Below are 19584 nucleotides of genomic sequence, written 5' to 3' on the forward strand. Positions count from 1 at the left end.
GTTAAGCTGACACTGTGAAAGAGCTTGTAGCCCGCATCCTCACCTGGCGACCCGTGCGGGTGGTGACCCACTTCAACAACGTGGGTGGCAGCATCCTCGCCGCTGGAATGTCCTATCAGGCGATCTTCGCCATTTTCGCGGCTGTCTGGGTGGGCTTTTCGATTGCGGGGCTCTTTCTGACCGCGAATCAGGGTCTGCTGAACGCGCTCTACGCGATCATCAACCAGTCGATTCCGGGACTGATCGGCACCGACGGCATTATCGACCCCGAGCTACTCGCCACCGCCGGCATTCTCACCTGGACCGGAGCAATCGCCCTGGTCGGACTGCTGCTGACCGCGCTCGGCTGGCTGTCGGCGACGGCGCAGGCGGTGCGCACCGTCTTTGACATGCCGCAGCAGACGACGTTCTTTTTGCTGGTCAAGCTGCGCGAGCTCGGCCTCGGGCTGGTCTTCGGCCTGGCCCTCGTGTTGTCGGCGATCGTCTCGCTCGCGAGCACCGCGCTGCTCGGCCTGCTCTTTGGCATCTTTCAGATACCGCAGGACTCGTTCTTCTACGAAGCCTCGGCCCGCGCCATCGGCCTGGCCGTCGTGCTCGTCATCGATACTTTCACCCTAGCGGCCCTGTTCCGGGTGTTGTCGCGGGTACGCATTCCGGTACGGCGGTTGTTCGCCGGCGCGCTGCTGGGCGGGTTGGCGCTCGGCCTACTCAAAATTCTCGGTGGTGCGCTACTCGGCGGCGCCAGCCGCAACCCGCTGCTGGCGACCTTTGCGGTAATCATCGGGCTACTGATCTGGTTCAACCTGGTGAGCACGGTCACGTTGATCGCGGCGTCGTGGATTGCGGTGGGGATGGACGATGCGGGGATTCCGCCCCACACGCTCAGCGCCGATGAGGCGGCGGAAGACCAAGCGCAGCGGATGCACGATGCCCTGAGGCTGACCGCGCAGGCCGAGCTCACCGCCGCCAGAGCGGATCTCGATGCCTCGCCCTGGTATGCCCGGTGGGGTGCCCGGCGGCGGCTCAGGGCTGCCGAAGCTGTCGTCGAAGGCTTTGCCCGGGCAGATGCGGCGGACACCCCAAACTAGACTTGACCCATGTCTGCAGCCAAACCTCTCCGCATTGCCAGCATCAACACGAACGGGGTACGAGCCGCGTACCGCAAGGGAATGGGCGACTGGCTGAATGCCCGTGACATCGACATTCTGGCCATCCAAGAGGTGCGTGCATCCACCGAAGACCTCGAGGGGCTGCTCGGCCCGGACTGGAATATTCTGCACGACGCCGCCACCGCCAAGGGCCGCGCCGGGGTTGCCCTGGCAAGCCGCGCGGGGGCATCCATTCATCGCGTTGCCCTCGGTGCTGAGGAATTCGACAGCGCCGGCCGCTGGCTCGAAGCCGACTACGAGGTCAACGGCCAGATCATCACCGTGGTGAGCACGTATGTGCACTCCGGCGAGACGGACACTCCCAAGCAGGTGGAGAAGTACAAGTTTCTGGACGCCATGATCGCTCGGCTGCCGGAGCTGAGCACGCACAGCCCGCTCGCGCTCGTGCTCGGCGATCTCAACGTCGGGCACCGCACGCTCGACATTAAGAACTGGCGCGGCAACAAGAAGCATGCCGGTTTTCTGCCGGAGGAGCGTGAGTATTTCGACCGTATTCTCGGCGCTGAAGGCGACGATTTGTACAACGCGGGCGCCGGACTCGGCTGGGTGGACGTCGGACGCAAGTGGGCCGGCGAGGTTGAGGGTCCATACACCTGGTGGTCTCAGCGCGGCCAGGCATTCGACAACGACACCGGATGGCGATTGGACTACCACCTGGCCAGCCCGGAGCTGGCGGCATCCGTGGTGTCGTATGCGGTCGACCGGGCCGCAGCGTACGACCAGCGTTGGAGCGACCACTCCCCCGTCGTTGTCGACTATGACCTTTCTGGAGCGTTGAACTCATGACCAAACCCCGCCTCTATTCGGGCATGCAGCCCTCCGCCGAGTCCCTGCAGATCGGCAACTACATTGGCGCGCTGCTGAACTGGAAGTCGCTGCAGCAGACCCACGACGCATTCTTCAGCATCGTCGACCTGCACGCGATCACCGTCGCGCAGGAGCCTTTGAAGCTGCGGGAGAACACCCGCGGCACGGCGGCGCAATACATTGCGGCCGGGATCGACCCGTCGGCGTCGACGCTGTATGTGCAGTCGCATGTCGCGGCGCACGCGCAGCTGGCCTGGGTACTGAACACCATCACCGGGTTCGGTGAGGCCAGCCGCATGACCCAGTTCAAGGACAAGTCCGCGCGGCACGGCGCCGACGCGACGACGGTGGGCCTGTTCGCCTACCCGACACTGATGGCGGCGGATATTCTGCTCTACCAGACCACGGTGGTGCCGGTCGGAGAGGACCAGCGCCAGCACGTTGAACTCACCCGCGACCTCGCGCTGCGCTTCAACTCACGGTTCGGCGACACCTTCACGATTCCCGAGGTGGCGATCGTGAAGGAGACCGCGAAGATCTACGACCTGCAGAATCCCACGTCGAAAATGTCGAAGTCGGCCGAGTCGCACGCCGGAGTGATCTGGCTGCTCGACGAGCCCGGGGTCACCAGGAAGAAGATCATGCGGGCCGTGACGGATGCCGACGGCGGCGTGGTCTTCGACCGCGAGAACAAGCCGGGCGTGGCGAACCTGCTCACGATTTACTCCGTGTTGGCCTCCCGCACGATCGAGTCGCTGGAGAACGAGTACGCCGGGCGAGGCTACGGCGATCTGAAGAAAAGTCTCGTCGAAGTTGTACTCGGCACCTTCGACCCGATTCGCGAGCGCGTCGCCGAGCTGCTCGGCGACCCGGCCGAACTCGACCGGGTGCTGGCGTCGAACGCCGCCCGGGCTGACGCTGTAGCGAACGAAACCCTGGCCACCGTCTACGACCGCGTCGGCTTCCTCCCCCGCCGCTGATGCCCGTCCCGAGCTCTGCGCCTGCTGGCGAGAGCGCAAAAAGTGCCCGATTGGACCCGTCAAACGGGCACTTTTTGCGCTCTCGGCGACCTGGGGTGGTGCTGTTCGACCTCGACGATACCCTGTTCGAGCACCGCGGAGCTGTGGCAGCGGGAATCCTGCTGCACCTCGACCGGATCGGCGGTGCATTCGCGACCGGCGACCGCAATGCAGCAATCGTGCTCTGGGACGCGCTCGAGGAGGAGCATTACCACTCCTACCTCGCCGGCGCTCTGGACTTTGCCGGCCAGCGGCGCGCCCGGGCCCAGGACTTCGCCGCATCGTTCGACATCTCGCTGACCGACGCCGAGGCCGACGCCTGGTTTGACGAGTACTTTCTGAGCTACCGGGCCAGTTGGCGGCTGCACGACGACGCGCTCCCCTGCCTCGACGCGCTGGCGGAGGTTCTGCCCGGGGTGCGCTTTGGCCTCATCACGAACGGCGACCCGGTGTTTCAGGGCGAGAAGATTCGGCGGGTCGGGCTGACCCACCGGTTCGAGCACGTCGTCACCTCCGGTGCTCTCGGCTTCGCCAAGCCGGACGCGCGCATCTTTCAGCACGCCTGCGCGCTGTTCGACATTCCGGTGGAGGGGGCGGTGTACGTGGGCGATCGGCTTCGCACGGATGCCGTGGGCGCGGCCGCTGCGGGGCTGACGGGTGTCTGGCTGGACCGCGCCGGCGCATCCGCTGCCCCCGTTGGAATCCTCCGTATCGAATCCCTCCACGACCTTCCGCCCCTATTGGCACAGTAACGCGAGAGCGCAAAAAGAGCCCGATTGGATAGTCCAATCGGGCACTTTTTGCGCTCTCGCGAGAAGAGCTAGCGCACGTCTTCGTCTACCCAGTCGAGGGTCTTCGTTACGGCCTTCTTCCAGTTGCGCAGGAGGCGATCGGCCTCGTCCTTGTCCATGGACGGCTCCCAGCGGGAGTCCTCCTGCCAGTTGGCGCGGAGGTCGTCGAGGCCACTCCAGAAGCCGACGGCCAGGCCGGCCGCATACGCGGCGCCCAGGGCGGTGGTCTCGGCGACGACCGGGCGCACGACGGGCACGCCAATAATGTCGGCCTGGAACTGCATGAGCAGGTCGTTGGCCGTGGCACCACCGTCGACCTTGAGTTCGGTCAGCGGAACCCCGGAGTCGGCGTTGACCGCATCGAGCACCTCCCGCGTCTGGTACGCGATGGCCTCGAGCGCGGCGCGGGCGATGTGGCCCTTGTTCACGTAGCGGGTGAGACCGACCAGGGCGCCACGGGCATCCGACCGCCAGTACGGTGCGAACAGACCCGAGAAGGCCGGCACGAAGTACGCCCCGCCGTTGTCCTTGACCGTCTTGGCGAGGTCTTCGATCTCGGAGGCGTTCTTGATGATGCCGAGCTGGTCCCGCATCCACTGCACGAGCGAACCGGTCACGGCGATCGATCCCTCGAGCGCGTAATGCACGGGGGCGTCGCCGAGCTTGTAGCCCACGGTCGTGAGCAGGCCGTTCTTGGAGTGGATGATCTCGGTGCCGGTGTTGAAGATCAGAAAGTTTCCGGTGCCGTAGGTGTTCTTGGCCTCGCCCTGGTCGAACGCGGCCTGGCCGAAGGTCGCGGCCTGCTGGTCACCCAGGATGCCCGCAATCGGCACCTCGCGCAGCAGGCTGTGCCCGCTCGCGATGCCGTAGACCTCGGACGAGCTCTTGATCTCGGGCAGCATCGACTTGGGCACGTCGAAGATGGCCAGGATCTCGTCGTTCCACTGCAGGGTTTCGAGGTCCATGAACATCGTGCGGCTGGCGTTGGTGACGTCGGTCGCGTGCACGCCACCCTCGATGCCGCCGGTCAGGTTCCAGAGGACCCAGGAGTCGGTGGTACCGAACAGGAGGTCGCCGGCATCCGCTTTCGCGCGGGCGCCCTCGACGTTCTCGAGGATCCAGACGATCTTGGTGCCGGAAAAATAGGTGGCCAGCGGCAAGCCGACCTTCTGCTTGAAACGCTCGACACCGCCGTCGGCCGCGAGGCGGTCGACGATTGCCTGGGTGCGGGTGTCCTGCCAGACGATGGCGTTGTAGACGGGCACGCCGGTGTTCTTGTCCCAGACGACAGCGGTTTCGCGCTGATTGGTGATGCCGATGGCCTCGATGTCGTGCCGGGTGATGTTCGCTTTGGACAGCGCCTGGCCGATGGCCTCACGGGTGTTGTCCCAGATTTCTTTCGGGTCGTGCTCGACCCAGCCGGCCTGCGGCAGAATCTGCTCGTGCTCAAGCTGACCGGTCGAAATGATCGACCCGGCCTTGTCGAAGATGATCGCGCGGGAACTCGTGGTTCCCTGGTCGATGGCGAGAACGTACTTGGCCATTTGTAACTCCTTTGTTGTTCCAGGTGGGATGAATCAGTTTAAAGCGGATGCTGCAGAATGCGTCGACAGGGTTAGCCCAGGATGGGCAGCAGCACACCAGAGGAGGCACCGGCGAGCACGCCGCCGATGATCGGGCCGACGACGGGTACCCAGGAATACGACCAGTCGCTTGAGCCCTTGCCCTTGATCGGCAGCAGGAAGTGCGCGATGCGGGGGCCGAGGTCACGCGCCGGGTTGATGGCGTAGCCGGTGGGCCCACCGAGCGAGGCGCCGATCGCGATCACGAGCAGGGCCACCGGCAGTGCACCGAGGGCCGCGAGCCCGCCGCCGTCGCCGTTGCGGCCGAAGCCGATGACGACGAAAACCAGCACGAAGGTGCCGATGATTTCGGTGACCAGGTTCCAACCGTAGGAGCGGATGGCCGGCCCGGTCGAGAAGACACCGAGCTTGTTGGCGGCTTCCGGCTCCTGATCGAAGTGCTGCTTGTAGGCAAGCCAGACCACGACAGCACCGAGGATCGCGCCGATCATCTGCGCGCCGATATAGGTCATGATCGACACGAAGTTGACCGGAACGCCGGAGCCGAACGTGTCGGCGCCGCTCGCGACAAGGCCGAGCGTGACGGCCGGGTTCAGGTGCGCGCCCGAGTTGTACGCGGCGATGACACCGGCGTAGACCGCGAGGCCCCAGCCGATGGTGACCATGAGAAAACCGCCGCCAAAGCCCTTGTTCTTGGCGAGCGCGACGTTGGCGACCACGCCACAGCCGAGGAGTACGAGGATGGCCGTTCCCACGACCTCTGACATAAATACGACACCGAGATTGTCCACATTGACCTTTCAGATGGGGTGCTGCCGACTGACCTAATTGTCGAGTGCGACGGTCGTGCTGTTTGTTACCTGTGTAAAAACGTATCGGCGCCCGGCCCGGCGATGGTCGCTTTGAGCTGCACGTTTGTGCAGATTGTCGGCAATCGCCGGCCAGGGCCGAACGCGTCAGGCGACGCGAATGGGAGTTTGGCTGACCGGGGCCAGCGTGACCCCGTGCACGTCGCTCAGGATGCTGCGGGCCAGCTCGATCTCTTCGGCCAGCCGCCCAGCATCCCACCCCAAAACCGGGGCGACGACACCGCTGAGCTCCTCGATCAGCGGCGTGGTGACGTATCCGACGAAGGCCATGCTGGTGCGACGCAGCAGCACGTCGATCAGGCGCACGACACTCTCGGTTGAGGCCAAAAACTCGATCTCGCGCCGGCTATAGGCGGAGTTTTGTACGAGCGGGGCATCCGCTGGAGCGGTCGGGTCGGTGAGAAAGTCGATGACCTCGCTCGCGCGGGTGCCGTACCGGGCGAGCAGGGCTGCGGCGCGGTCTGCGCCCACTTCGTCACCGTGGGCGGTGACCCAGACCTGGTGGGCGGCATCCGTTGCAGGGAAGTTGCGTCCGCCGCCGATGGCCAGGCCCTCGGTGGAGACGGTGCGCGGCAGGCCGAGCAGCTTCAGGATGTCGGTACTCAGGTGCTCGGCCAGGGCGCGGAAGGTGGTCCATTTGCCGCCGACCAGGCTGAGCAGGGTGCCGTCTTCGGTACCGGCGCGGGGCAGCGGACGCGACTCGATGCGGTAGTCGCGGGAGACGAATCCGGGGGCTTCTTCGTCGTGGCGCGGGAGCGGGCGTACGCCGGCGAAGCGGAACACGATGTGCGAACGGTCGACCTTCACGGTTGGGAAAACGTGCGCGACCAGGTCGAAGAAGTAGTCGATCTCGTCTTCGGTGCAGCGAATCGGCTTGCTCATGTCGTGTTCGAGGTCGGTGGTGCCGACCAGAACGCGGCCCTTGAGCGGGTAGATCAGCACGATGCGGCCGTCTTCGTGTTCGAAGAAGATCTCGCGGCCACCGGTCGCCGCGAGCAGCTCCGGGTTGTCGAGGACGATATGGGAGCCCTTGGTGCCGCCCATGAACGTGCTCGGCTGCCCGAGAGCGGTGTTGGTCAGGTCGGTCCATGGCCCGCTCGTGTTGACGACGACATCTGCTGTGAAGGTGAACTCTTCGCCGGTGATGCTGTTGCGCAGCAGCACGCCGTTCTCACTCATGCCCGCGGCTTCGACGTAGTTGGCGGCGCGAGCATGCGGGCCAGCGTCGAGGCCGTCGCGCAGCACGTCGAGGGCGAGGCGCTCAGGGTCGTGCATCGCGGCGTCGTAGTACGTTGCCGTGTACTTGAGGCCGGGGTTCAGCAGCGGCAGAGCGGCGAGCGCCTGACCGCGACCCTTGAACTCGTGACGCGGCACCGAACCGCCGTCGCGGGAGAAGGCGTCGTAGATCATCATGCCGAGTTTGATCAGCAGGGCGCCACGCTCCACGTGCTTGGAACCCTGCTTGTGGGTGAGGAAACGCAGCGGCGCGGCCATCACTCCGGAGAAGGTGGAAAAGATGGGGATGGTGGTCTGCAGCGGCTTGACGTAGTGCGGCGCGATCTTGAGCAGGCCGTTGCGCTCGGTCACCGACTCCTTGACCAGGCGGAACTCGCCGTTTTCGAGATAGCGCACCCCGCCGTGGATCATGTGCGAGCTCGCCGACGAGGCGCCGGAGACGAAGTCGTTCTTCTCGACGATGACCACGTCAACGCCCTGCAGGGCCAGATCGCGGAAGGTTGCGATGCCATTGATGCCGGCGCCGATAATGAGCACCTGGGCGTTGGGACGATCGTTGAGTGCCGACGAAGTTTGTGAGTTTAAGAACGACATTGTTGTCACCTCTGTCTGGGGCTTGCATTGCGACAAGCCATATGAATAAATACAGTCTGACAGTCCGACACAATTTCTCAACCGGATTGAACATACGTGCAAGGAGCCGTTGTGACCCTCGATATTGATCCCGTGCAGTCCGATCGCAGCCGCGACGCCCTCACCGCGGCGCACCTGTACTATCTGCAGGACCTCACCATGGATGCCATCGCTCGGGAGCTGCACACCTCCCGCTCCTCCGTCTCTCGCCTGCTCAGCCATGCTCGGGAGACCGGCTTGGTCGACATCCAAATCAAGTCGCCATTGGATGCCCCGAGTCACCTCGAGCAGCAGCTCGAGGCTCGATTTCGGATCGAAGCGCACGTCGTTCCGGTGCCAGACAGCGCGAGCGACGTCGATCGCCTAGAGCGCGTGGCCCTGTCTGTTGCACGGATTCTCGGTCAATACTTCGACTCGAACATGACCATGGGCATCGCCTGGGGCTCCACCATGAACGCGATCAGCCGACACGTGACGCCCAAACAAACCCACAACTCGCAGATCGTGCAGCTCAACGGTGCCGGAAACATGCGCACGACCGGCCTCGGCTACGCGAGTGAAATTCTCGGACGCTTCGGCACGGCGTTCGGCGCACACATTCAACAGTTTCCGGTGCCGGCGTTCTTCGACGACCCGGCCACCAAGAAGGCGCTGTGGCGGGAGCGCAGCATAAGCCGCCTGATCGACATGCAAGCCACCATGGATATCGCCCTGTTCGGCCTCGGCTCTCCGTTTTCCGGTGTGATCAGCCGTGTCTACGCCGGTGGCTACCTGGAAAAAGCCGAATTCGATGCACTCAGCGCCGCTCAGGTGGTCGGCGACGTGGCCACCGTGTTTTACCGCGCCGACGGTTCGACAGACGGCATTGCTCTGAACGAGCGTTCAACCGGCCCGGAATTCACCGTATTGCGCCGCACCCCGCGCCGCATCTGCGTCGTGGCCGGCCGCTCCAAGCTCGCGAGCCTGCGCGGGGCCCTCGCCGCCCGGCTGATCACCGACTTGTTCGTCGACGAAAGCACGGCCCGGGCCCTGGTCGAGGCCTCCTGAGCCCCTGACCGGAACAGCGGATGTCGCCGGGAATAGTACTGCGCGCGGACTGTTGCACTATAACTAGAAGTAGTACACGTGCTCCGGGGTCGGTGTGATTCCGAACCGGCGGTTAAAGTCCGCGACCCGTTAGCCCCTTGAGAGAGAGGCGAAACGGTTGAGCTGGTGAAACTCCAGCACCGACGGTCAAAGTCCGGACGGGAGGCGCACGAGTCGGTTGGCCCCTACGGTCGACCGGCGGGTTTGTGCAGGTCTGCACCCCCATACCCCCGGAGCTCGTCCAATACGGATGAGGGCGGGATGACCAACAACGCGGCAGTGCACACCCTGCACAGCGCCATGCGTCGCGCGCTCGAACTTGCCGCCCAGGGTCCGTCCACCGGCGTCAACCCCCGGGTCGGCTGCGTCATTGTGAACGCTGAGGGCGACACCCTCGCCGAAGGCTGGCACCGCGGAGCCGGCAGCAAGCACGCCGAGGTCGACGCGCTGTCCCAGCTCGCCCCCGGCGCTGCGCGCGGCAGCACCGTCGTGGTCACCCTGGAACCCTGTAACCATGTCGGCCGCACGGGACCCTGCGCCGAGGCCCTGATCGAGGCCGGCGTCGCTCGCGTCGTTTACTCGGTGACCGACTCCGGCGAACGTTCCTGCGGCGGAGCCGACCGGCTGCGCGCTGCCGGAGTCGACGTGCAGGGCACCCTGCTCGTGGCGGAGGGCGAAGAATTCCTGGGCGACTGGCTCGTTGCCGCCCGCCTCGGGCGCCCGTTCGTCACGCTCAAGTGGGCGTCGAGCCTCGACGGTCGTGCGGCAGCGGCCGACGGCTCCAGCCGTTGGATCACCGGCGGCGCAGCCCGCGTCGACGTGCACCAACGGCGTGGTGCCGCCGCCGCGATCCTGGTCGGCACCGGGACCGTGCTCGCCGACGATCCGGCCCTGACCGCGCGCGACGCCGATGGCGCGCTGCTCAAGCAGCAACCGGTGCCCGTGGTGCTGGGCCGACGTCCGCTGCCGGCATCCACTGCCCTGATCAACCACCCGCAGTCACCGCTGTTTTTTGACGGACGCGACCTTCCCGGCGTTCTCGCCGACCTGCACGGCCGAGGTCTGCGCAGCGTGTTCATCGAGGGTGGACCGACCGTGGCGAGCGCCTTCGTCGCCGCCGGGCTGGTCGACGAATACCTCATCTACCTGGCTCCGACGCTCATCGGCGGCCCCCGGCTCGCCCTCACCGACATCGGTGTGGCCGCGATCGGTGAGCAGCGCCGCCTCGCCATTCTTTCCCTCGACCGCCTCGGTGACGATGTTCTCATCGTCGCCCGACCGCAGACTAACTAAGGAACCCATGTTCACCGGAATCATCGAGGAGCTCGGCCAAATCGTGCGCATCGAGCAGACAGCGGATGCCGCCCGCCTCACCATCCGCGGCCCGCTCGTGATCGACGGCGCGCTGCGAGGCGACTCCATCGCCGTGCAGGGCGTCTGTCTCACCGTGGTCGAGCGCACCGCCGAAACCTTCACCGCCGACGTGATGGCGCAGACCCTGTCGATGTCGACACTGTCCGCGGCCCTCGTCGGCTCCCCGGTCAACCTCGAACGCGCCGCCCTCGTCGGTGGACGCCTCGGCGGCCACATCGTGCAGGGCCACATTGACGGCACCAGCACGGTGCTTAGCCTCACGCCCGGTGATGCCTGGCGAGTGCTGCGGTTCAGCCTCAGCGCCGAACTCGCGCCGCTCGTCGTCGGCAAGGGTTCGATCGCCATCGACGGCGTCTCCCTCACGGTGAGCAACATCAGCCCCGCCACCGAGACGGATCAGTGGTTTGAGGTGTCGCTCATTCCCGAGACCCTCACGGTGACCACCCTCGGCGAGCGCGCCGTCGGCGACCGAGTCAACATTGAGACGGACATTCTGGCCCGCCACGTTGAACGGATGCTCGCCCTGACGGCGACCCACAATTCCCAGCACGTCACCACCCCAAGGAGCGCATCATGAGCCTCGCCGATATTCCCTCCGCACTCGACGCCCTACGCCTCGGTCGACCGGTCATCGTCGCCGACGACGAGGGCCGCGAAAACGAGGGAGACGTCATCATCTCGGCCCAGCTCGCCACGCAGGAGTGGATCGCCTGGACCGTGCGCTACTCTTCCGGCTTCATCTGCGCGCCGATGACGAATGAGATCGCTGACCAGCTCGACCTGCCGGTGATGGTCTTGAACAACGAAGACCCGCTCGGTACCAACTACACCGTGAGCGTCGACGCGGCCGATCGGCTGTCGACCGGGATCAGCGCCGCCGACCGGGCCCACACCTTGCGAGTTCTGGCCGATCCGGCGTCGGCACCGGCCAGCCTGCACCGCCCCGGCCACATCCTGCCGCTGCGCGCCCGCGACGGCGGTGTGCGCGAGCGCAGCGGCCACACCGAAGCCGGCGTCGACCTGATGAAACTAGCCGGTCTGGTTCCGGTCGCGGCGATCGCTGAGATCGTCGCCGAAGACGGCGAGATGATGCGACTGCCCGGCCTGCTCGAACTCGGCGAGCGCGAGGGGCTGCACGTCATCACGATTAAAGACCTGATCAGCTACCTCGACGAGTTCCACCCCAACGCAGCGCTGCCGACGATCGCGCCACTGATCGAGGCGCCGCGGGTCGACTTCGAGGTGGAGACCACCGTCCCCACCCGGCACGGCCTCTTTCGGGTGCGCGCCTACCGAGACCGTTCCACCGGCGCCGACCACGTCGCCTTCGTCGCCGGCAACCCGGCCAATGGCGCCATCGTGCGGGTTCACTCCGAGTGCCTCACCGGCGAAGCGTTCGGCTCACTCAAGTGCGAGTGCGGACCACAGCTCGACGCCTCACTCGACATCATCCAGGAGGAAGGCGGCGTGGTCGTCTACCTGCGCGGCCAGGAGGGGCGCGGCATCGGCCTTATCAATAAGCTGCGCGCCTACGAGCTGCAGGAAGACGGCCTCGACACCCTCGACGCCAACGTGGCGCTGGGTTTGCCCGTCGATAGCCGCGAGTACGGCGCGGCCACCAGCATCCTGCACCAACTAGGGTTGAGTTCGGTGCGGCTGCTCACCAACAACCCCGAGAAGGTACGTCAACTCGAACTGCACGGCGTCGCTGTGACCGAGCGCGTGCCACTCGTCGTGGGGATCGGCGAATACAACGAGGAATACCTCGCCACCAAGCGCGACCGCATGGGGCACCACATCACCGACACCGAAATCATGAACGGAATCGCCTAATGGCCGGCACAGGACCCACCCTCAGCGTTGACGGCACCGGCTTGCGCGTCGTCATCGTCGCGGGCCTCTGGCACGACGTGATCACCGACGGCCTCATCGCCGGCGCAACCCGCGTGCTCGAAGCGAGCGGAGCCTCCTGGTCGCTCGTGCGCGTACCGGGCAGCTTCGAACTGCCCGTTGCCTGCAAGGTCGCGCTCGAAAACGGGGCCGACGCGGCCGTCGCCCTCGGCGTGATCATCCGGGGCGGCACTCCACACTTCGAGTTCGTCTCCAATGCGGCAACGGATGGTCTCACTCGCGTTGCGCTCGACACCGGCAAGCCCGTGGGCTTCGGCGTGCTGACCCTCGACGACGAACAGCAGGGCCTCGACCGGGCCGGACTGCCCGGATCGAAGGAAGACAAGGGCGAGGAGGCGGCATCCGCTGCCCTGGCCACCGCAATTCTGCTGCGCGAGCTGCGCAGCTAGCTTGTAGCGCATCGTCGTCACCTAGGCTGAACGCATGGACCTTCTGCGCAATATTCTGCTCATTCTGCACTTCGTCGGCCTCGCCTCGCTACTCGGCGGCTTTCTGGTGCAGATCAAGGCGATCATTGCCGGCAAGGGCACGATCGTCGCCGCCATGTTCCACGGTGCGCTGACCCAGCTGGTCACCGGCCTGCTCCTCGTCGGCGTCATCCAGGTGGGTACCCTCGGTCACATCGACAACACCAAAATCGGCATCAAGCTGCTCGTGCTCATCGTGATCACCGTGCTGGTCATCGTGAACCGCAAGAAGCCGAGCGTCTCATCGCTCGTGCTCTGGGCCATTGGAGCCCTCACCCTGGTCAACGTGGTCATCGCGGTACTCTGGAAATAGCTTTTTCTCCGCGAAAGTCGGCACACCAGTGCTTCACGCGTAGTATCCGCTGTCGCGCGTTGACCCAGACCCCCCGGGGGTAGGGTAATTGGTGACCTCTACACGCGGCCACACCATCATTCGTGCGTAAACGCTACCGCGGGAAGTCCGATCGACTTGCGGGTTTCGTTGGCGCTCAGCCATCACACCGGAGCGTTCCACCCCCATGTCAACAACCACAGCGTCAATTCCGACGCCGACCACACCGCTCAATCCGAAGAGCCGCGTCATCATGGCGAGCCTCATCGGCACGACCATTGAGTTCTACGACTTCTACGTTTACGCCACCGCCGCCGTCCTCGTGTTTCCGCACCTGTTCTTTCCCACCGGCAACGAGACCACCGCGTTGCTCGCCTCCTTCGCCGTGTTCGGCGCCGCCATGGTCGCCCGCCCGATCGGCGCCCTGTTCTTCGGCCACTTCGGTGACCGCAAGGGACGCAAGGCCACCCTTGTCGGTGCACTGCTCACCATGGGCATCGCGACGTTTTTGATCGGCCTACTGCCGACCTACGACATGATCGGCTGGTGGGCACCGTTCATGCTCGTCATTCTGCGCCTGGCCCAGGGCTTCGCCCTCGGCGGGGAATGGAGCGGCGCTGCACTCGTGGCAACCGAAAACGCCCCGGTCGGCAAGCGTGCCTGGTACGGCACCTTCCCCCAGGTCGGCGCCCCGCTCGGCTTCATCATCGCCAACAGCCTATTTCTCGGCCTCGCGCTCGCACTGCCGTCGACCGACCCGACCCGCCCGTCCGAGGCATTCCTCGAATGGGCCTGGCGCATCCCCTTCCTGTTCTCGGCCGTCATGGTCATCGTCGGACTCTGGGTGCGTCTGCGCCTGGTCGAAAGCGAGGTCTTCACGAAGGTCGTCCAGGCCAAGCGTGTCGAGAAGCTGCCGCTCGCTGCGGTATTCAAGTCGAACTGGCGCGAACTCATCCTCGGCACGTTCATCATGCTCGCCACCTACGTGCTGTTCTATCTGATGACCACGTTCACTCTCAGTTACGGCCGTGCCGCAACGGATGCCGCGCTGCCGGGGCTCGGATTCAGCTACAACACCTTCATCCTCATGATGATTCTCGGCGTGGTGTTCTTCGGAATTTTCACCCTCGCCTCCGGCCCGTGGGCCGACAAGCACGGGCGCCGCAAGACGCTCATCATCGTGACCATGTTCATCATCGTGTTCGGGTTTCTCTTCGTGCCCCTGCTCGGTGCCGGCGACCTCAGCGTCATGCTGTTCCTCATCGTCGGATTCTCACTCATGGGCATGACCTTCGGGCCGATGGGCGCGCTGCTGCCCGAGCTGTTCCCGACCAGCGTGCGCTACACCGGCTCCGCGTTCGCCTACAACATGAGCTCCATTCTCGGCGCGGCCGTCGCCCCGTTCATCGCCGTCTGGCTGTGGACAATCGGCGAGGGCAGCCCGTTCTGGGTCGGCATCTACCTCTCGATCATGGGCACCATCACCCTGATCGCGCTGATCCTGAGCCGCGAAACGAAGGACCTCGACCTGCACCGGTAGGTCCAGCCGCACCAGCATCCGCTCCCCCTTGCCGCTTGCGAGGGGGAGCGTTGTCTATGTCAGGAACAGGGCCGTCAGGCGACGGGTGGTCATGACCACGCCGATCACGATCATGACGGCGTAGTAGAGCACGTGCCAGAGCAGGCCAGCATCCACCTGGCCGGTGGTCAGGCCGCGCACGAGCTCGACACCATGCCAGAGCGGCAGCGCCTGAATCACATACTGAACGCCCGGCGGATACACGCTCAGCGGGTAGAACGTGGCCGAGAACAAAAACATCGGTAGCAGCACGAAGGTGATCCAGTCCATCTGCTGGAACGTCTTCATATAACTGGTCACCGCCATGCCGACGGATGCGAATCCAAACGCGATCAGCAGCACCGCCGGCAGCGCGAGCAGCGCCCACCAGGACAGGTTCAGGCCGAGCGCCTGCATCACGAGCAGGAATCCGGTCGCGTAGAGCAGCCCCCGCGCCAGGGCGAGCGAGATCTCGCCGAGGGCCACGTCGAGCGGGCCAAGCGAGGTGGCCAGCATCCCCTCGTAGAGTTTGGCGAATTGCATCTTGAAGAAGACGTTCCAGGTCGAATCGTAGATGGCACCGTTCATCGCGGCGACGGCGAGCAGCGCCGGGGCGATGAAAGCGGCGTACGGCACGCTCTGGCCGTCGTCGGTCTGTACCTGGCCGATCAGCGCCTCCAGGCCGAGGCCCATCGACAGCAGGTAGAAGATCGGCTCGACCATTCCGCTGAGCACAACGAGCGAGTTGGTGCTGCGCGTCGCACGCCAGCCGCGCGCCATCACGCTGCGCGCATTACCGGCGTAATACTTACCGACACCACGGCTTCCGAACAGCCGTGGCGGGCGAGCAGCAGTGACGAGCGTCGACGAAAACCGCATTTGTTCAACCTCGCGGCCGTGAGGCGACGCGCCCAGATCCAGCCGACAGCGAGCAGGGCGGCCAGATAGAGCGCGTGCAGGACGCTCAGCCAGATCGGTTCCGGTCGGCCATAGGCGAAGACGCGGGACAGTTCGGTGCCGTGCCAGAGCGGTGAGATCCAGCCGAGCCACTGCAGGTAGGTCGGCAGCACGTCGAGCGGAAAGAACGTGCCGGAGAACAGCGTCATCGGCAGAATCACGAAGCGCTGCACCATGGCGAGCTGGCCGGTGTCGTCCTTGAGGGTGGCCGTGTACGCCATCAGGAGCGCGCCGAACGAGAGGCCGGTGAGTAGCGCCACGAGCACCGCCACGGCACCGAGCGGGCCAGGAACCGCACCAAAAATGAGCATGAAGACAGAGAAGATGGCGCAGGTGAGCAGCATGCGTGCCGCTACCGAGATGACGATGCCGTTGATGATCTGACCGGGTTGAATCGAACTCGCGTTCATACCGAAGAAGGTCGGGTTCCATTTGAAGCCGAGCATGATCGGGTAGCTGAACTCCTCGGAGGCGACTGCAATCGCGCTGCTCGCGAGCAGCGCCGGTGCGAGAAATTCAAGGTAGCTGACCCCGTTGACGGCGTTGTCGCCGAGATTGCCGTCGACCAGGCTGGCCAGGCCAACGCCCATCGCGTAGAGGTAGACGAGCGAGCTGCCGATCGCGGTGAACAGCACCGTCTGCGCGTACGACCGCATGACCCGAAACCGGTGCTCGGCCACATACCAGGAGCCGTAGCGGCGGGTGCGGGCGGCCGAGACGACAGCCGCCGCGACTGCCTGCGAACGGATGCTGTCGGTCGCCCCGCCAGCATCCCGAGCGTTGTCGAAATCGCCCGCGCTCATTCGATCAGGTTTCGGCCGGTGAGACGGAGGAACACGTCCTCGAGGCTGGAACGGCGTACCAGGCTCGTGATCGGGTGCAGGCCGGCCGCGGTCATCCGCTCTAATTCTCGCTCGCCGCTATCGCTGTAGACCAGAATGCGGTCGGGCAGCACGTCGACCCGTTCGCCGAAACCGCTCCCGCCGAAGCTTTGAAGGCGGTCGGCGACCTCGGCATTCTGGGCTGAGCCGAAGCGCACCTCGAGGACCTCGCGGGAGGAATACCGGCGGATCAGGTCGGCCGGAGAACCCTCGGCCATGATGCGGCCCTTGTCGACGACGATGAGGCGGTCGCAGAGCTGCTCGGCTTCGTCCATGTAGTGGGTGGTGACGAGCAGCGTCGTGCCCTGTTCCTTGAGTCGAAACAGGCGGTCCCAGAGAATGTGGCGTGCCTGCGGGTCGAGTCCGGTGGTCGGCTCGTCGAGCAGCAGGATGCGCGGGTCGTTAATAAGCGCCCGGGCGATGGTGAGGCGCCGTTTCATGCCACCGGAGAGGTCGTCGACCTTGGCTGTGGCCTTGTCCTGGAGCTGGGCGAACTCGAGCAGTTCGTCGGCCCGGCGGGCGACTCGGGCGCGCGGCAGCCCGAAGTAGCGGCCGTAGACCAGCAGATTTTCCCGCACCTTCAGCTCGAGGTCGAGGTTATTCTCCTGCGGCACCACGCCGAGTTGGGAACGAATCTCGGGACCGTACCGGTTCGGGTCGAGGCCGAGCACCGTGAGGTCGCCACTCGTGCGGGTGGACACCGCGCCGATCAAGCGCATCGTCGTGGATTTTCCGGCGCCGTTGGGGCCGAGCAACCCGAAGGACTCCCCCGGGGCCACTTCGAAACTGATCCCGTCGACGGCGACGAAGTTTTTCGAGCCGTTGACGGAATAGCTCTTGACGAGATTTCGGGTGACAATGACAGGTTCCGGCACAGTGCCCCACTGTAGACCGATGGCGGGATTGCGGGGAGGCTCGGACGCCGAACGGTTAAGATGAATCAGTGACCACCGCAACCCGCACGCCCGATTCATCCGCTGCCCAGAAGGCCGTCAAGCCGCCGCGCGGCCGACGCGGCCGGCCAGCCCCGACCGGTCCGCGCGCGAAGTTCAGCCAGCTGCTGCCCTACCTCTTCGAGCACAAAAAGGTGCTCGGCGTCGTCATCGTCCTGAGCGTGCTCGGTGCGGCCGCGAGCCTGGCCCAGCCGCTGCTGGTGAGTCAGGTCATCACGATCGTGCAGGCCGGTGACCCGCTCGGTTCGCTGGTTGGAGTACTCATTGCGCTCGTGGTAATTTCGGGCCTGATCAGCGGGTACCAGCACTACCTACTTCAGCGCACCGGTGAGGGAGTCGTGCTCTCCAGCCGCCGCAAGCTGGTCGGACGCCTGCTGCGCCTGCCGATCAGCGAATTCGATGCGCGCCGCACCGGCGACCTCGTCTCCCGCGTCGGCAGCGATACCACCCTGCTGCGCGCGGTGCTCACGCAGGGGTTGGTCGAAGCGATCGGCGGCTCGCTCACCTTCATCGGCGCGCTCGTGGCCATGCTCATTATCGACCCGGTTCTGCTCGGGCTGACCGTGCTCGTGATCGCGGTGTCGGTGGTCACCGTCACCCTGTTGTCCCGGCGCATCCGCACCGCGAGCCAGGCCGCGCAGGCGAAGGTCGGTGACCTCGCCGCGAGCGTCGAGCGTGCCATCAGTGCCATTCGCACCGTGCGCGCCGCGAACGCGACCGAGCGTGAGACGTCCGTGATCGAAGAAGACGCCCGCGGCGCCTGGCGCATGGGTATCAAGGTCGCCAAGATCAGTGCCCTCGTCGTGCCGATCGCCGGCATCGCCATGCAGGTGTCTTTCCTGGTCGTGCTGGGCGTCGGCGGTTTTCGCGTTGCGAGCGACGCCATCACCGTGGCCAACCTGGTCGCGTTCATTCTGTTCTTGTTCATGATGATCATGCCGCTCGGCCAGTTCTTCGGCGCGATCACCTCGGTCAACTCGGCTCTCGGAGCGCTCGGCCGCATCCAGGAGATCATCGACCTGCCCACCGAGGATCAATTCGACCGCGACATCGCGCCGCTCGCCATGACCGTCGGCGCCGCCAACGACAAAGTCAACCCGGAAGCCGCCGCGATCAGCTTCGAGAACGTGCACTTCGGCTACGCGGTGGCTCCGGCTGAGGTCGCCGCTGGTTCAGACGCTGCGCCGACAACGGATACTGCCGGCTCGGCCGAAACGGAGGCTGATCTCGACGCCGATTCCATCGGGGAGTCTTCCCTGGGCCCGCGCCCGGTGCTCAAGGGAGTCTCGTTCAGCGCTCCGCGCGGGCTGCGCACCGCGCTCGTCGGGCCCAGCGGCGCTGGCAAGAGCACCATCCTCGCCCTGATCGAGCGGTTCTACGATGTCTCGGACGGCACCGTGCGGCTCGGTGGGCTGGATATTCGTTCGCTGGATCGCACCGCGCTGCGCGCGCAGATCGGCTACGTCGAGCAGGACGCCCCGGTCCTGGCCGGTTCGCTGCGCGACAATCTCACGCTCGCCACCCCCGATGCCACCGATGAGGACTGCATCAAGGTGCTGCAGGCGGTCAATCTGGGTGAAGTGCTCGACCGCGACCCAGCCGGGCTCGGCGCGGCGGTCGGCGAATCGGGTGTGAAACTCTCCGGCGGAGAACGCCAGCGGCTCGCAATCGCCCGGGCGCTGCTCGCGGCCCCGCCGATTCTTCTGCTCGATGAATCTACTTCCAGCCTCGACGGCAAGAACGAGCAGATGATGCGCGAAGCCATCGACGCCGTCGCGGTGGACCGCACGCTCATCGTGATCGCGCACCGCCTGTCCACCGTGGTCGACAGCGACCAAATCGTGGTGCTCGACCACGGCGAGGTCGTCGGCGTCGGCACCCACTCCGAACTCGTCGTCTCCACCCCGCTGTACCGCGACCTGGCCAAGCACCAGCTGCTGGTCTAACACCCCGCGAGAG

Annotated in this window: 18 protein-coding genes and 1 riboswitch; of the genes, 12 read left to right on the plus strand and 6 right to left on the minus strand. The window is 65.4% G+C overall.

Features of this window, described 5'->3' with window-relative positions; genetic code table 11:
- Nucleotides 1-14: 14 nt before the first annotated feature.
- The 4 genes from E3O11_RS01090 to E3O11_RS01105 all read left to right on the plus strand — a co-directional run bounded on the left by E3O11_RS01090 (nt 15) and on the right by E3O11_RS01105 (nt 3747).
- Nucleotides 15-1088 (plus strand): YihY/virulence factor BrkB family protein, encoded by a 1074-nt coding sequence (locus tag E3O11_RS01090; protein ID WP_134495349.1) that lies wholly within the window; start codon nt 15-17, stop codon nt 1086-1088.
- Between the two features lie 9 nt (nt 1089-1097).
- A complete protein-coding gene (locus E3O11_RS01095) occupies nt 1098-1955 on the plus strand; it encodes an exodeoxyribonuclease III (RefSeq protein ID WP_092448925.1) in 858 nt (285 codons plus the stop codon).
- The gene (gene trpS, locus E3O11_RS01100) at nt 1952-2956 is read left to right on the plus strand and encodes a tryptophan--tRNA ligase (RefSeq protein WP_092448926.1); all 1005 of its coding nucleotides are present in this window, start codon (nt 1952-1954) and stop codon (nt 2954-2956) included. Before E3O11_RS01095 ends, trpS begins: the two co-directional genes overlap by 4 nt.
- Nucleotides 2957-3051: 95 nt before the next feature.
- Entirely contained in the window at nt 3052-3747 is a 696-nt protein-coding gene (locus tag E3O11_RS01105) for an HAD family hydrolase (RefSeq protein WP_233195453.1), read from the plus strand.
- A 68-nt stretch (nt 3748-3815) separates the two neighbouring features.
- Here E3O11_RS01105 and glpK read toward each other — a convergent pair whose 3' ends face one another.
- From glpK to E3O11_RS01120, 3 genes are all read right to left on the minus strand, one after another.
- On the minus strand, nt 3816-5330 hold the full coding sequence (gene glpK, locus E3O11_RS01110) for a glycerol kinase GlpK (protein ID WP_092448928.1): 1515 nt from the start codon (nt 5328-5330) through the stop codon (nt 3816-3818).
- A 71-nt stretch (nt 5331-5401) separates the two neighbouring features.
- Nucleotides 5402-6136 (minus strand): MIP/aquaporin family protein, encoded by a 735-nt coding sequence (locus E3O11_RS01115; RefSeq protein WP_092448983.1) that lies wholly within the window; start codon nt 6134-6136, stop codon nt 5402-5404.
- A gap of 189 nt (nt 6137-6325) precedes the next feature.
- Nucleotides 6326-8068 (minus strand): glycerol-3-phosphate dehydrogenase/oxidase, encoded by a 1743-nt coding sequence (locus E3O11_RS01120; RefSeq protein ID WP_092448929.1) that lies wholly within the window; start codon nt 8066-8068, stop codon nt 6326-6328.
- Nucleotides 8069-8179: 111 nt separating this feature from the next.
- Here E3O11_RS01120 and E3O11_RS01125 point away from each other — a divergent pair, with 111 nt between their 5' ends.
- The 7 genes from E3O11_RS01125 to E3O11_RS01155 all read left to right on the plus strand — a co-directional run bounded on the left by E3O11_RS01125 (nt 8180) and on the right by E3O11_RS01155 (nt 14816).
- Entirely contained in the window at nt 8180-9154 is a 975-nt protein-coding gene (locus E3O11_RS01125; RefSeq protein WP_255411870.1) for a sugar-binding transcriptional regulator, read from the plus strand.
- 75 nt (nt 9155-9229) lie between these two features.
- Nucleotides 9230-9367, plus strand: a riboswitch (FMN riboswitch).
- 87 nt (nt 9368-9454) lie between these two features.
- The gene (ribD, locus tag E3O11_RS01130; protein WP_241994605.1) at nt 9455-10486 is read left to right on the plus strand and encodes a bifunctional diaminohydroxyphosphoribosylaminopyrimidine deaminase/5-amino-6-(5-phosphoribosylamino)uracil reductase RibD; all 1032 of its coding nucleotides are present in this window, start codon (nt 9455-9457) and stop codon (nt 10484-10486) included.
- A gap of 7 nt (nt 10487-10493) precedes the next feature.
- A complete protein-coding gene (locus E3O11_RS01135) occupies nt 10494-11144 on the plus strand; it encodes a riboflavin synthase (protein ID WP_092448930.1) in 651 nt (216 codons plus the stop codon).
- Entirely contained in the window at nt 11141-12400 is a 1260-nt protein-coding gene (ribA, locus tag E3O11_RS01140) for a GTP cyclohydrolase II (protein ID WP_092448931.1), read from the plus strand. Before E3O11_RS01135 ends, ribA begins: the two co-directional genes overlap by 4 nt.
- Nucleotides 12400-12867 (plus strand): 6,7-dimethyl-8-ribityllumazine synthase, encoded by a 468-nt coding sequence (ribH, locus tag E3O11_RS01145; protein ID WP_092448932.1) that lies wholly within the window; start codon nt 12400-12402, stop codon nt 12865-12867. Before ribA ends, ribH begins: the two co-directional genes overlap by 1 nt.
- 34 nt (nt 12868-12901) lie before the next feature.
- Nucleotides 12902-13258: a hypothetical protein gene (locus E3O11_RS01150; RefSeq protein WP_092448933.1), complete on the plus strand. Its 357-nt coding sequence runs from the start codon at nt 12902-12904 to the stop codon at nt 13256-13258.
- A 205-nt stretch (nt 13259-13463) separates the two neighbouring features.
- Nucleotides 13464-14816 carry an MFS transporter gene (locus E3O11_RS01155; RefSeq protein WP_198415525.1) on the plus strand — a complete coding sequence of 451 codons (1353 nt, stop codon included), beginning with the start codon at nt 13464-13466 and terminating at the stop codon, nt 14814-14816.
- A gap of 54 nt (nt 14817-14870) precedes the next feature.
- Here E3O11_RS01155 and E3O11_RS01160 read toward each other — a convergent pair whose 3' ends face one another.
- From E3O11_RS01160 to E3O11_RS01170, 3 genes are read right to left on the minus strand one after another with little or no spacing between them, the layout of a single operon-like run.
- Nucleotides 14871-15713 carry an ABC transporter permease gene (locus E3O11_RS01160; protein WP_092448934.1) on the minus strand — a complete coding sequence of 281 codons (843 nt, stop codon included), beginning with the start codon at nt 15711-15713 and terminating at the stop codon, nt 14871-14873.
- Nucleotides 15614-16594 carry an ABC transporter permease gene (locus tag E3O11_RS01165; RefSeq protein ID WP_092448935.1) on the minus strand — a complete coding sequence of 327 codons (981 nt, stop codon included), beginning with the start codon at nt 16592-16594 and terminating at the stop codon, nt 15614-15616. Before E3O11_RS01165 ends, E3O11_RS01160 begins: the two co-directional genes overlap by 100 nt.
- A complete protein-coding gene (locus tag E3O11_RS01170) occupies nt 16591-17547 on the minus strand; it encodes an ABC transporter ATP-binding protein (protein ID WP_092448987.1) in 957 nt (318 codons plus the stop codon). The genes E3O11_RS01165 and E3O11_RS01170 overlap by 4 nt, the downstream gene beginning before the upstream one ends.
- 68 nt (nt 17548-17615) lie before the next feature.
- Between E3O11_RS01170 and E3O11_RS01175 the strand changes: the two genes are divergently transcribed.
- Entirely contained in the window at nt 17616-19571 is a 1956-nt protein-coding gene (locus tag E3O11_RS01175; RefSeq protein WP_092448936.1) for an ABC transporter ATP-binding protein, read from the plus strand.
- The last annotated feature ends 13 nt before the right edge of the window (nt 19572-19584 follow it).

Origin of the sequence: Cryobacterium levicorallinum (genome assembly GCF_004402405.1) — a bacterium.
GTDB classification, from domain to species: Bacteria; Actinomycetota; Actinomycetes; order Actinomycetales; family Microbacteriaceae; genus Cryobacterium; species Cryobacterium levicorallinum.

Bases quoted from the DNA above. Each gene is read 5' to 3' on its own strand.
- E3O11_RS01120 (WP_092448929.1), bottom strand. From the start codon at position 8,068: ATGTCGTTCTTAAACTCACAAACTTCGTCGGCACTCAACGATCGTCCC.
- glpK (WP_092448928.1), bottom strand. From the start codon at position 5,330: ATGGCCAAGTACGTTCTCGCCATCGACCAGGGAACCACGAGTTCCCGC.
- ribA (WP_092448931.1), top strand. From the start codon at position 11,141: ATGAGCCTCGCCGATATTCCCTCCGCACTCGACGCCCTACGCCTCGGT.
- E3O11_RS01115 (WP_092448983.1), bottom strand. From the start codon at position 6,136: ATGTCAGAGGTCGTGGGAACGGCCATCCTCGTACTCCTCGGCTGTGGC.
- E3O11_RS01160 (WP_092448934.1), bottom strand. From the start codon at position 15,713: ATGCGGTTTTCGTCGACGCTCGTCACTGCTGCTCGCCCGCCACGGCTG.
- E3O11_RS01150 (WP_092448933.1), top strand. From the start codon at position 12,902: ATGGACCTTCTGCGCAATATTCTGCTCATTCTGCACTTCGTCGGCCTC.
- E3O11_RS01165 (WP_092448935.1), bottom strand. From the start codon at position 16,594: ATGAGCGCGGGCGATTTCGACAACGCTCGGGATGCTGGCGGGGCGACC.
- trpS (WP_092448926.1), top strand. From the start codon at position 1,952: ATGACCAAACCCCGCCTCTATTCGGGCATGCAGCCCTCCGCCGAGTCC.
- E3O11_RS01095 (WP_092448925.1), top strand. From the start codon at position 1,098: ATGTCTGCAGCCAAACCTCTCCGCATTGCCAGCATCAACACGAACGGG.
- E3O11_RS01155 (WP_198415525.1), top strand. From the start codon at position 13,464: ATGTCAACAACCACAGCGTCAATTCCGACGCCGACCACACCGCTCAAT.
- ribD (WP_241994605.1), top strand. From the start codon at position 9,455: ATGACCAACAACGCGGCAGTGCACACCCTGCACAGCGCCATGCGTCGC.
- E3O11_RS01135 (WP_092448930.1), top strand. From the start codon at position 10,494: ATGTTCACCGGAATCATCGAGGAGCTCGGCCAAATCGTGCGCATCGAG.
- ribH (WP_092448932.1), top strand. From the start codon at position 12,400: ATGGCCGGCACAGGACCCACCCTCAGCGTTGACGGCACCGGCTTGCGC.